General features: G+C 69.4%; 11 protein-coding genes. 5 read left to right on the forward strand and 6 right to left on the reverse strand.

What is annotated here, in order from left to right; all coding sequences use genetic code 11:
- Window position 1: 1 nt before the first annotated feature.
- Window positions 2–1,663: an ABC transporter substrate-binding protein gene (locus ACH4FH_RS35605; protein ID WP_398560106.1), complete on the reverse strand. Its 1,662-nt coding sequence runs from the start codon at window positions 1,661–1,663 to the stop codon at window positions 2–4.
- A 193-nt stretch (window positions 1,664–1,856) separates the two neighbouring features.
- Here ACH4FH_RS35605 and ACH4FH_RS35610 point away from each other — a divergent pair, with 193 nt between their 5' ends.
- From ACH4FH_RS35610 to ACH4FH_RS35620, 3 genes are all read left to right on the forward strand, one after another.
- Window positions 1,857–3,182 (forward strand): four-carbon acid sugar kinase family protein, encoded by a 1,326-nt coding sequence (locus ACH4FH_RS35610; protein ID WP_398560107.1) that lies wholly within the window; start codon window positions 1,857–1,859, stop codon window positions 3,180–3,182.
- 44 nt (window positions 3,183–3,226) lie between these two features.
- Entirely contained in the window at window positions 3,227–4,273 is a 1,047-nt protein-coding gene (pdxA, locus tag ACH4FH_RS35615) for a 4-hydroxythreonine-4-phosphate dehydrogenase PdxA (RefSeq protein ID WP_398560108.1), read from the forward strand.
- A 149-nt stretch (window positions 4,274–4,422) separates the two neighbouring features.
- Window positions 4,423–5,220 (forward strand): DeoR/GlpR family DNA-binding transcription regulator, encoded by a 798-nt coding sequence (locus tag ACH4FH_RS35620; RefSeq protein WP_398560109.1) that lies wholly within the window; start codon window positions 4,423–4,425, stop codon window positions 5,218–5,220.
- A 413-nt stretch (window positions 5,221–5,633) separates the two neighbouring features.
- Here the strand turns inward: ACH4FH_RS35620 and ACH4FH_RS35625 are convergent, their stop codons facing one another.
- Together ACH4FH_RS35625 and ACH4FH_RS35630 are read right to left on the reverse strand one after the other, a co-directional pair.
- The gene (locus tag ACH4FH_RS35625) at window positions 5,634–6,635 is read right to left on the reverse strand and encodes a phytoene/squalene synthase family protein (RefSeq protein WP_398560110.1); all 1,002 of its coding nucleotides are present in this window, start codon (window positions 6,633–6,635) and stop codon (window positions 5,634–5,636) included.
- Between the two features lie 317 nt (window positions 6,636–6,952).
- Window positions 6,953–7,597, reverse strand: a complete 645-nt coding sequence (locus ACH4FH_RS35630) for a TetR/AcrR family transcriptional regulator (protein WP_398560111.1) — start codon at window positions 7,595–7,597, stop codon at window positions 6,953–6,955.
- Window positions 7,598–7,671: 74 nt separating this feature from the next.
- Here ACH4FH_RS35630 and ACH4FH_RS35635 point away from each other — a divergent pair, with 74 nt between their 5' ends.
- Both ACH4FH_RS35635 and ACH4FH_RS35640 read left to right on the forward strand, forming a co-directional pair.
- Window positions 7,672–7,896, forward strand: coding sequence for a hypothetical protein (locus ACH4FH_RS35635; protein ID WP_398560112.1), 225 nt, complete (start codon window positions 7,672–7,674; stop codon window positions 7,894–7,896).
- Window positions 7,893–8,066, forward strand: a complete 174-nt coding sequence (locus ACH4FH_RS35640) for a hypothetical protein (protein ID WP_398560113.1) — start codon at window positions 7,893–7,895, stop codon at window positions 8,064–8,066. Before ACH4FH_RS35635 ends, ACH4FH_RS35640 begins: the two co-directional genes overlap by 4 nt.
- Window positions 8,067–8,280: 214 nt before the next feature.
- Here ACH4FH_RS35640 and ACH4FH_RS35645 read toward each other — a convergent pair whose 3' ends face one another.
- The 3 genes from ACH4FH_RS35645 to ACH4FH_RS35655 all read right to left on the reverse strand — a co-directional run bounded on the left by ACH4FH_RS35645 (window position 8,281) and on the right by ACH4FH_RS35655 (window position 11,676).
- The gene (locus tag ACH4FH_RS35645; protein ID WP_398560114.1) at window positions 8,281–9,285 is read right to left on the reverse strand and encodes an L-histidine N(alpha)-methyltransferase; all 1,005 of its coding nucleotides are present in this window, start codon (window positions 9,283–9,285) and stop codon (window positions 8,281–8,283) included.
- Window positions 9,286–10,023: 738 nt separating this feature from the next.
- A complete protein-coding gene (locus tag ACH4FH_RS35650) occupies window positions 10,024–10,647 on the reverse strand; it encodes a GNAT family N-acetyltransferase (RefSeq protein ID WP_398560115.1) in 624 nt (207 codons plus the stop codon).
- A 483-nt stretch (window positions 10,648–11,130) separates the two neighbouring features.
- The gene (locus ACH4FH_RS35655; protein ID WP_398560116.1) at window positions 11,131–11,676 is read right to left on the reverse strand and encodes an ATP-binding protein; all 546 of its coding nucleotides are present in this window, start codon (window positions 11,674–11,676) and stop codon (window positions 11,131–11,133) included.
- Window positions 11,677–11,861: the final 185 nt, after the last annotated feature.

Below are 11,861 nucleotides of genomic sequence, written 5' to 3' on the forward strand. Positions count from 1 at the left end.
CTCAGCCCTCCAGTCGCACGGCGGACAGGTCGTAGGAGTTGATCGGCTGCACCGCGAGGCCGCGGACCCGACCGCGGCGTGCGAGCAGCGTCTTGGGCGCGAATGCCCACAGGCTGGGCCAGGTGTCCCAGACGGCGTGCTGGACGGCAGTGAGCCGTCGGTTGCGTTCGGCCTCGTCCACCTCGGTGGCCGCGGCCGAGAGTTGGCGCTGGACGCGGGGCACGACGTAGCCCATGAAGGCGTCGCGGGTACGTTCCTTCGCCGCCGTGCCGCCGTACATGCCCTGCAGCATGGTGAGAGCCTGTCCGGTGGGGCTGCTGAAGCCGTTTCCGATGACGTCCCAGTCGCCGGCCCGGCCCTGGCGCCACTTGAGGATGTCGCCCCCCGGCTCGAACTGCTGGAGACGGGCCCGCACGCCGACGTCGCCCAGCATGTCGAGCACGGCTTCCATGACGGAGGTGTCGGCGGCGAACTCGCCCGACTCCCAGATGATGTTGATGCTCAGGTCGTCGGCACCGTACGACCTGAGCAGCGTGCGCGCCTTGCCGGGATCGTAGGTGTACGAGCCCGTGCGCACCGCCCCTTCGAGGGCGAGTGGCACCACCCCGCCGGCCTCCTCGGCGGAGCCGGTCAGTACATCGCGTATCAGCGCCGAACCGTCGATGGCGTACGTGAGGGCGTGCCGCACCCGGGCATCGGCCAGCGGATGACCCTTGGGCTTGCGGAAGTTGAAGAACAGCTGGCACATGCGCACCCCGGGCCGCTCGTCGACCCGGACCCCGGGCAGTCCGGTGAGCTGCTCGGCCGAGTCGGGGGTGAGGGTGTCGACGACGTCGAGTTCGCCGCTGCGCAGGGCGACCACGCGGCTGGACTCCTCCGGAACGAAGCGGACCCGCACCGTGTCCACGGAGGGACGTGCGCCCCAGTACGCGGTGTTGCGGGCCAGCGTGTAATCCCCGGCCCCGCTGTTCGCGCGGGCGACGCGGTAGGGGCCGGTGCCGATGCCGCTCCGCAGTTCCTCGGGGCGGTTGGCCTTGGCCGGGGTGATGTGGATGTTGGCCATCAGCCGGTCCATGGCGGGCAGCGGGCGTTCGGTGCGCAGCCGGAAGGTGCGCTCGCCGGTCGCCTCGACGGTGGGCAGTTCGGGGAAGAGGCTGAGCAGGAAGGAGCCGTTGACCTTGCCGTACATGCGCAGCGCCGTGGCGACGTCCGCAACGGTGACCGGGCTGCCGTCGGAGTAGCGGATGCCCTCGCGCAGCCGGACGGACCACACGGTCGGCGCGGTCATCTCGAACCGGTCGGCGAGGACGAGCTGCGGCTTCATGCCGGGGCCGATACGGGTGAGCGCCTGGCGCACCGCGCGCTGCACGGTGACGGCCGCTTCGAACTGGTTCAGCTTGTTGTCCAGGCTCACCAAGGAGCGGTTGAGGCCCAGGGTCAGCGTGCCGGGGCCGGGCGTTCCGGTGGGACCCGCGCAGGCGGCGAACAGCGGGCCGATGGCGAGCGCGGTGCCGCCTGCTGCGCCGCCGCGCAGCAGGGTGCGGCGGGTGAGGGGTTCTCGCGGGGGAGCGCCGCACAGGGCGCTCGGCGTGCGCGACGTACTCGGCGTGCGCCCGGTGGTGGGTCCCGTCGTGCTCTGCCTGCTCTGGTGTGTAGGGGTCATCGTCGACCTTCTCGCATTCCGGATGGCGACCGGCTCCGGCTGACGCCGCCCGAGCCCCGGGCGGCGTCACAGGTGTCGCGCCGGAAAAGGTGGCACGATTGCGCGAACTGCGCAAGAGGTCTCGCGCAGTTCGCGCAACCTGTGTCATCATCGGCGCCGAGGCCGCTCGACCGGGCAGCCCGAGGAGGTGCCCGTGTCCCTGAAGACCAACGGCGGGTGGACGCCGCGCCGCGTGCTCGCCCTCGCGGACGATCTGTCAGGAGCCGCGGAGACCGCAGCCGTCCTCGGGCTGCGCAGCAGGATCGTGCTGAGGACGGTCGACGCCGGCCGGAACTCCTCCGCCGCGTCCGCGGACGTCACCCCGTGGGCGTCATCCGACGAGAGCGCGGCCGTCGTACTCGACCTTGACTCAAGGCAGTTGGGGCCCGGACCGGCGGCGCGGGCGGTGGCCGAAGCGCTCCGCTGGGGCATGCGCCCGCACGGCATGCGCGCCGAGGGAGTCGTCCTGCTAAAGAAGGTCGACTCCCTGTTGCGCGGCAACCTCGCGACCGAGGCCGAGGCCTACGCGGCACAGGCCGCAGGCGTCGTCATCGCACCCGCCCTGCCCGCACTCGGGCGCACTGTGCAAGGCGGCGTCGTCCACCTCAACGGCGCTCCGCTGCACACCACGGACGCCTGGCGCGCCGAGCCGCGCAGCGCACCCCACTCGGTCGCGGCCGCGCTCGACGGTCTGCGGACCCGGGTCGTGCCCCTCGCCGTCGTGCGCGCCCCGCTGCCGGAGCTGGTGGCAGAGCTGCACTCCTGCCTCGCTCTCGGATACCACCCGGTGTGCGACACGGAGGCGGACGACGACCTGGACGCGATAGCGCAGGCGACCCTCCAACTCGATTCGGAAGTACGGCTGTTGGGCACCGGCGGCCTGGCCGCCGCGCTCGGCCGTCAGCTGACGGAGTCGGAGGCCCGGCAGCCCGGTGAGTGGCAGTCGCCCGGGGCGCCCAGGCCGCTGCTGGTCGTCGTGGGGACGGCGGAACCGACGGCTGCTGCGCAGATCGCGCATCTCGTGGAGGAGGGTGCGCGTCACATCACTCTGCCGGCGGAAGCCGATGCGTTCGATGCGGCCGATGCGTTCGGCGCGACCGATGTGTACGGCACGGCCGGCGCGTCCGACATCACCGTCCTCAGCCTCGACAACTCCGCCGGCGTGCACCCTGGTTCCGCCCGCCGCCTCGTGGACGCGCTGGCCCGTGCCGCTGCCGCCCTCGGGCACGGAGCCGACCTCGTCCTCACCGGGGGCGAGACCGCGCGCCGGGTCCTGGACGCACTCGGCGTCGCCCGGCTGACGCCCATCGGGCAGATCCATCACGGGGCCGTGCACTGCCTGACGCCCGACGGCCGCTCGGTCGTCACCCGCCCCGGCAGCTTCGGCGGCCCCGACTCACTGCTGCGGATCGCACATGCGCTGAGGCCGGGCGCAGCCACCCGTGACGACCCGAACATCCCTGCAACCAGGGCTAATTGAGCGCAGCGCCACCCCGATCACGTACGCAAGGAGAGACAGAAACCGTGAACGCGACCAGTACCCCCGCCCCCGTCTCCTTCCCCGCCACCGCCCACCCGCTCCCGATCATCGCGGTGACCATGGGCGACGGTGCCGGCGTCGGTCCGGAGGTCATCGTCCCCGCGCTGCTGCACCCGAACACCGTGCGGGACTGCCGCCCGATCGTCGTCGGCGATGCGGAGCGTCTGCGTGCGGCGGCCCGCATCCTCGGCACGCCCTGCGACATCGTGACCATCGAGGGACCGGCCCAGGCCGAATTCACGCCGGGCCGCATCAACGTCATCGACCTCGCCCTGCTCCCCGCCGACCTGCCCTGGGGCGAACTGGCGGCGGTGGCGGGCGACGCTGCCTACCAGTACGTACGGGTCGCCGCCGACCTGGCCCTGAGCGGCGACGTCCACGGCATCTGCACGGCCCCCCTCAACAAGGAGGCCCTGCACCTGGCCGGCCACCTCTACCCCGGCCACACCGAACTCCTCGCCCATCTCACCGGCGTCGAGGAGGTGTCGATGATGCTGTCCACGCCCAAGGTCAAGGTCATCCACGTCACCACCCACATCGGCCTGATCGACGCCGTCAACCGCATCGAGCCCGGCCTGGTCGAGCGCACCGTACGCCGCGGCCACGAGGCGATGGTGCGCGCGGGCGTCGAGAAGCCGGCCATCGGCGTCTGCGGAATCAACCCGCACGCCGGCGAGAACGGCCTCTTCGGCTACGGCGAGGAAGACTCGAAGATCGTCCCCGCTCTGGAGACCGTGCGCGCCGACGGGATCGACGCGCGCGGACCGCTCCCCGCCGACACGGCTTTCTTTCTCGCCGCGCGCGGCGACTACGACCTCATCGTCGCCATGTACCACGACCAGGGACACGGCCCGGTCAAGGTCCTCGGCATCGAGGCCGGCGTCAACCTCACGGTGGGCCTGCCCGTGATCCGTACCTCCGTCGACCATGGCACCGCCTTCGACATCGCCGGTACGGGAAAGGCGGAGGCCGGTAGCATGGTCGAGGCCCTGCGGCAGGCCGCCGAGATGTCCTCCGCGCCGGTGCACTGACCGCCCCGGCCACATATCCCCGTACTCCCGTACTCCCGTACTCCCGTACTCAAGGAATTGGCACCGCAGGTGAATCACGAGCACCGCTGGACGAAGGTCCGAGCCCGGGTGCGGCCACGGTGCCAGGGGCAGCAGAGGACAGGAAGCTGATGTCTGCGATCGGATCCACGGAGCGGCGCGACCGGATCGTGCGACTCGCCACCACCACCGGGCTGGCCAGCGTCGAGGAGCTGTCCCAGCTGTTCGGCGTGACACCCTCCACCATCCGCCGCGACCTGGCCAGACTCCACAGCGACGGCAGGCTTGCCCGGACCTACGGCGGTGCCATCGCCCTGACCGCGCACCCGGAGGCATCGCTGCGGCAGCGCACCGGCGAGGCATTCGAGGCGAAGCAGGCCATCGCACGGTGGGCGGCCGCCCAGGTCCGTCCGGGCGAGACACTGCTCTTGGACGCGGGATCCACCGTAGGCGCCCTCGCCCATGAACTGCGCGGTGCCCAGGACTTGACCGTCGCGACCACCGGCTTGACGGCCCTTCAGGAGCTGGCCGACGTCGAGACGGTCCACATCGAATGCCTCGGCGGCACCCTGCGACCGCTCAGCCAGGGCTTTGTGGGGCCGCTGACCGAGGCCGCCCTGGAACGGATGACCTACGACAGGGTCTTCCTCGGCGCGGACGGCGTCTCGCCCGAACACGGCATCTGCGAGGCCGACCTGCGCCAGACCCGCCTCAAGGAGCTGATGGCCCGCCGCTCCGAGGTGGTGTACGTCCTCGCACACGCCGCGAAGCTCGGCCGACGCCCCTTCCACGCCTGGGCGACCCTGCCCGAGGGCTGGACGCTGGTCACCGACGGGAGCGCGGACCCCGACCTGGTGCGCGAACTGCGCCGGCGCGGCATCACCGTCGTCCTTGCCGAGCCGGATCCGTCGCCGCTCGACAGGCCCTGACGGGCCGCTGAGCCGGGCCTCGGCCCACGGGCCGGAGAATCCCGCTGTATCGCGCCGAGTGGAGCGGCCGATGAGCTGATGCCGCGGGGTGTGGCCCCCGCCGTCATCGGCTCCGCAACACGTCTCGACGGCGCAGACCACAAACGCCAACGGGAGCAACGGCCGGCCAGGACCAGCCGCACGCAAATTGGCGGCCCTGGCTTGCACGACACGAGCGGACCAGCGGACCAGGGGGGTCCGACGGCAACGGCTCGATCCGCGCCCACTGCGCCTACTGCTCAACAGTCAACGGCACGTCCGTACCAACGATCGATGGGCGGACGCCGACCTTGATCGAACCGTGTCACGCACCCTAAGAGCCGACCCCTTGAATCACACAACATGTCCGTGCTGCGACGTTGCTGAATCCGACCTCAGATGGGTCTGACCGCAGCTCGGCGGAAGCCCCAGGCATGCCGGTATTCGCGCAGAAGAAGGGCGACCATCGTGGGCAAGGGTGGGCGGGCGGGTTTGGCGAGCAACGCAGCGCCCTTTCCCATTGCGGCCTCGGCGCTGCGCTCCTCCACCGCGATCAGGGTTCTGACCAGCGGGCGGTGTGCGGGCGGGACGAACTGCGTTATTTCACGGCTGGAGGCCAGCGTGCGTAGGGCTTGGCCGAGGAGATCCTGCAGGAGAGCGCGCACCTGCGCGGTGTCCCGAACATGCTCCAGATCCGTCCGGGTTACTCCGTGTCGATCCAGAGTCTCCAGGGGTATGGCGAGCCGGCCATCCCGCAGGTCTTCACTCAAGTCGTTGACGAAGTCGAGTCGCTGGCTGCCGTCGATGTAGCGGCGGCACGCGCTGCGGTAGTCGGCGGAATCTGCCGTTGGGGTCAGAAGGTTGGCTATGACCATGAAAGCAGGGAGCGAATACTGGTCGATGTAGCGCTGGTAGTCGGCCTCTGTGGCGAAGCCTGTGAAGTTGAGGTCGGTGCGAGCACCGTCGAGGAATTCCTCGACATGGGATGCGAGGCAGGGGTGCGTGGCGACCGCATGCAGCAGGGGCCGGATCAGAGGGTGAGTGCTGTGCCCCATGCCCAAGGCTTCACGGACTTCCTCATTCCAGCGTGCAAAGGCGCCGGCGCGTCCCCTGCGTGGCCCGGAGTCGAGGAGGTTGTCCGTGTGGTGCATGAATGCCGTCGCCACGACGACGTGCGGAACCAGCGCGCTGGGAAGCAGCAGGCGGGTTGCAACATAGTGCTGAGGTTTGTACCGCCGGACCAGCTTGTGCTGCCGAGTGAAGTCGCTCCGCAAGTGGGGGGAGCGGATTTCTGCGGCATCGAGAACTCTGTTCCACGTACTCACTGGCTGGGCCTTCGTCGTCGCGGGGGCCCGCGCGAGGGTCTGGTGCGCGCTGCCCGAGGTCGACACCATCATCACATCAGCATGTCAGGGCCCTGCCATGGGGCCGAGGCCGTTGGGCGTGAATTTGCCGCAAGTGCGTTGCGGGCCTGGGGCAATGCCGCATCAGTCTGCCTCGTGTAGAAGAGGAATCAGATGGCGGGGAGGCAGTTCTGTGCAAGCCACGTCTTGAGACGACGCACAGAGGACTTCCGCGAGTTCAATGAAGCATTGGGGCGGCCTGGGGCCCTTCGGGGCATGTAGTTGGCGGCCGGGCGCGCTCGACGTTGCCAGAGCAGACTTCCGCCATGCCGCCGCCTGGCCTCGGGCCGTCGAGCAGGTCTGCTTCGGGGTCAGGGCGTTGGGTTCGGAGTCATGGTGGGCGCCGTCAGTGCGCCGAGGTGTGTGAGTAGCACCTCGATGCACGTCTGGGGGCTCAGGATGTCCGGGTGCAGGACAGCGCTGAGGCCGAGCCCGTCCAGGAGCGCGGTGAGGCGCTCGGTCTCGATATCGAGATCGAGGCCGGGATGCAGCGTTCCGGTTTCGGTGAGGCGGGTGAGGGCCCGGTGGACGAGCCTTCTCGCGCCGGCGGCGGACTGGCGCGAGAGGTCGCCGAAGTCGGGGTTGGTGCGTGCGGCCGTATTGAAGTCGAGGAAGACGGTGACCTCGGCGCGGCGGCGTTCATCGAGCGGCAGAAGCTCGGCGAGGAGGTCGGCCACGAGTTGGACCTGCTCCCTGCGGGGGTGACGGCCCAGCTCCCCGATCTGCTCGACGCGCTCAAGCAGTCGACTGCCGAGACGGTCGAGCATCGACTGCATCGCGAAGTGCATCAGCTCTTGCTGACTGGCGAAGTAATGGCGTAGTGAGCCGATGTTGAGTTCGGCCTCGTCCGCAACGGCACGCAGTGACGTGCGCTGCAGGCCGTCGCGCACGACGACTCGGAACAAGGCGTCCACGACGACGCGGCGGCGGGCATCCGGATCCACGTACTTTGGCATGAGGCCTTTCTATCACGGTTGTGATACAAAGATTGATATCACGACCGTGATAAAAAACGCCTGGAGGCTTCTTCGTGGAGACATACCTCAACCTCATGCTGATCAGATTCGGTCTGTTGCTGGGCGGGCTCGTGGTGCTGGCGCTTGTGGTATTCGCCGTCGCCCTGACCCTCAAGCGGCGAGGCAAACTCAAGCAAGTGCGCCGGTTTGCCGACCCCGCGGTGCGAGCCGGGCTGCGCGCCGCGGCCCGACGGCTGGAGAGCGGGCAGCCCCCGATACGGCGACGGGGCCGTCGGTGAAGGCCGGCATCGCGGCGGAGTCGTCGGACCTTGTCCATCACTTGCTGTGGGACTCCGCGCTCAAGGCCGTCATCGTTCTCGTGGCCGTGGCTGTTCTGGCGCTCGGGATGACCCTGATTTGGCGAAGAGTGGGGCGCAAGGACGATCCGCATGGCGGGGCTGGTGACTGATGAATTGGCATCCCCCAAGGCGTGCCTATGAGGATGGCAGCCTCGCCGGCAAGTAAGCGGCCCAGTCGCCGCGGCGTGAAAGCGGCGGGTATTGGTGGTCCACTTGTCCGAGCGGGAAGTTGGCGAGCGAGGTCGAGCTACCCGGCACGAGAGGCGATCTTGAGCCTGCCGAGCCGGGCCCCTGGCCTCACGACTAACTTGGCCTCGGCCCCAGTCACCGGAAGCTGAAGAGGAAGGCCGCGTACTGGTGCTCTGCCTCGACCCAGTGGGTTTCGTGCTGGAAGCAGGCCTGTTCCACCTCCGCGACGAGTTCCGGGACGGTGAACTTGTGCAGCACGTCGTGCAGCATCGGCTCGCCTTCCGCGAAGGCGACTTCGAGGCCGAGCCTGGCCAGCCGGACCGTCTGGGGGCGGGTGCTGCGCAGTACGGCCCGGACGTCGCGGCCTTCCTGGTCGTAGGTGATCTCGGGGCGGAACGCGTCCAGGTCGAAGTCGGCGCGGTACCGGCGGTTGAGGTGTGTCAGGCAGTTGAGCGCAAACATCCGCCGCACCGGACGCTTTCCGTCGTAGCCCGCCGAGTAGGCGCGCTCGACAGCGTCGGCAGGCTCGTTCAGATCGAGGCAGAGGAGGAAGCGGTCGTCGGTGTCGCCGGCCTGGCGCAGCGCGTCCAAGAGGCGGCGCCGCTCGGGGATCGAGAGGTTTCCGTACGTGCTGCCCAGCAGGGCCAGAAGTCGGTGGCGCCCCCGGCCTCGCAACCAGCGCAGGGCTGGGAGGAAGTCACCGTGAATCGCGGTCACCGTGGCGTCCGGCCACCGTTGTTGGATGCGCTGCGCGGCGCTGACCGTGGGTTCGGCGCTGACGTCGATCGCGGTGTAGGCCGCCAGCCCGGCGTGCCGATCCACGCATTGGAGAAGATGCTCGGTCTTCTCGGCGTTGCCCGCTCCGAGGTCGATCACGGTGGTGATGCCCGCGACGCTGACGATGTCGTCTCCGCAGGCATCCAGTAACCGTCGCTCGGCCAGCGGCGGGTAGTAGTCCGGCAGCCGCACGATTTCCTCGTACAGGGCCGATCCGGCCAGGTCGTAGTTGAACCGGTTGGGCACCCGCTTGGGCTCGGCGGCCAGCCCGGCGCGCAGCAGGTCATCGCTGTCGTCGGCGCCGCCGGTTGCCAGTGTCACCCGATGGACGGCGTGGGCGGCGGAGCGAGCGTCACTGGACATGGGGTGGTTCACTCCCGAGGCGGTGGGCCGACGACGCCAGCAGGGGTACCTCGGGACGTCGCCTGCCAAACGCCACGTTAAGAGGGCGTTGTCCAGAAGGTTGCCCTGCCTGCCCGGGTTCGGGGGATCAGAAGCACGCGGCCTTCCCCCTGGCCGCGGGGCGCCAGAGCTGTGCACGGTGGGGGAGCGGAGGCACAGCGCCGTAGCCACCATGAGCGCGGCTCTTCCCCCTGCTCCTCCCGCCGCTGTCAGCGGGTGGCTACACCGGCTCGTTCTCCACGTCTGTGTCCTCGTCGCAAGTGACGGTGAGTTCGTGCAGGGTGTCGCGCTCTTGCCGGTCGACGGTCAGGGATCAGCGCAGTGGGGCCCACCCAGTCGGACATGTAGGTGCACGGCACGTCGGGGGCCGGCTGCGCCCATTCGGCTGGGTCCTGGTCGGACTTGGAGCGGTCGCTCCAGGCTGCGACGGCGACGAGGAGCGTTCGACGTCGAGGCCGTGGGCATGGGCATGGGCATGGTGACACTCGCAGACCACGGGGATGCTCCGGAATCCCAGCTTTCGGCAGTGGTGCTTTGCGGGCTCGCTGCCAAAGCGGCCCTTCCCTCTGAGCTGGTCGACCGGCTGGTCGCAGTCGCGGACACGGGCTTCGCTTGAGACAGCGTCGCGGGCGCGCCGCAGCGCATCCCTCGGCGAATGACGGGTTGGTGGCGCCCCCTCCCAGGGTTCACCTTCCCGGCTCAGGGCCGGTAGACGCACTCCGCCAGCGTTGCGTGCTTCTTCCAGCCCAGGGTCTCGTACAGCGCACGCCCGGCGTCGGTCGCGCCGAGAACGCCGAGGGCCGCCCCCTCCTCCAGGGCGTGGTCGGCGAGCGTGCGCATCACGAAGTTGCCCAGACCTCGCCGCCGATGAGCCTCCCCGGTCAGCACCCGGTCCATGACTGTGGCCTCTCCGAGGATCGCCATCTGTCCCTGGGCTGCCTGCTCGCCCGCTGCATCAAGGACCCGGACGTGGGTAACGCCGCTGAGAGTCCCCACGGTCGCGGTATATCCCTCCGGTGCGACCGGGTCGGTAGCCATCAGGTCAATCGCCATCAGATGTCCGGTGTCCTTCCAGGCCACTACCCACCCCTGGGGCAGCCAGGGCTCGATCTCCTCCGGCTCCGCGGGCATCTTCATCCAGGTCCGCGGCACGGACACAGCGGCAGCGGCGCTGCGGACCAACAACTCATCCGCTTCGGGCAGGACATGGCGTCCCGCTTCGTTGGGGTCGTCGGTCACCTCGATGTAGAGCCCCCAGGGCTTCTCCGTCGGCGGGGGCGTCAGCCGTGACACGGCCCAGCCCTCCGCCCAGGTCCTGACCATGCCTGTAACCATCAAAGCCCTCCCGCAGAAGTCGCCGCACCCGGACGAGTAATAGACCAAATCCGGGTGCGCACATTACGTCACTGCCTGGCGCGCGGCACCTGCTTTCGGCGAGGCCCCGCCATCTCGACGTCTCCAGGGGGCGCTGCAGGCTCGCTCCCCTCCCGCCTCCGCAGGAGCGCCGGCGCTCGCGCTGGCGCATCTACGATGCTTCGCGCACCAGCCCGGCCGGCTACTACATCCACCGCGACCAGTCGGTGGAGAGGGCTTCGAGGGTGTCGCCTGGCTCCATGGCTGCTGGCCTCGGCTGCACTGCCGTGGCCCGTGGCCCGCCGTTCTCAGAGTTCTCCCCGTCACCGGGGGAGCGGCGGCGAGCGGGCAGGAGGGTTGTGCGATCACGAGCGCGGCACCGCACCGACGCCGCGCTGCGCAAGCCGCGCGTGAGCTGCTACGCGGGCAGCGCTGGGATGGGGGTGGGCGTCGTCACGAGGCCGGCCGTGAGATCGCGGAGCTGACCGCAGCGACGCGGCGGGCCAGGCAGCCGGCAGGAATGTCGACGAGTTCGTAGCCGAACGCGCGGTAGCTCTGCTCGTGGAGCCGTTCGAAAGCCAATGACTCCTGGAAGCTGATCCGACGCGCCCTGGTGGGCTCGCAGAATCCCAGATTGCGGATGAAGAGCACCTGGCGCTCGTAGATCTCTTCGGCGGTGATCCGCTCGATCTCCGCCGTCAACGCGCGGGATACCGGCAGTCCCAGGTACTTGGCGAGCGCGTACGTGCAGACCGGAGACCGGTCGAACACTTGGACAGGGCCCCTGGCGGAGGCCTCCAACTGTCGTCGTCTTTGCAGATCAACGATGTCGTCGACAAACGACGCCCGAGTCCACGGCGCGTCCTCGCCCTGCGCCTGCGCCTGCGCGATGACGGCAGTCGCAGCCTCCTCGACGACCCCGTAGCCAAGCTCAGCCAGGCACCGCAGGATCGATGTCTTACCCGCACCCGGCGTACCGGTGAGAACGTACCGTCGCATGTTCAGCGTGATCTAGCGCGGAACCCCAGGCGTTCACGCTTGGGAGGAAGCGCTTCTCTGGGTTGCTCTGACCTGCATGGGCGCCCGGGTCTGCACTGTTGACCTCAGCCGGGGCGTTTCTGGTTCTCGATGTACTCCTTGATGATGCTGAGCGGTGCGCCGCCGCAGGACGCGGCGAAGTAGGA

The sequence above is a fragment of the Streptomyces sp. NPDC017993 genome (assembly GCF_044328065.1).
GTDB lineage: Bacteria > Actinomycetota > Actinomycetes > Streptomycetales > Streptomycetaceae > Streptomyces.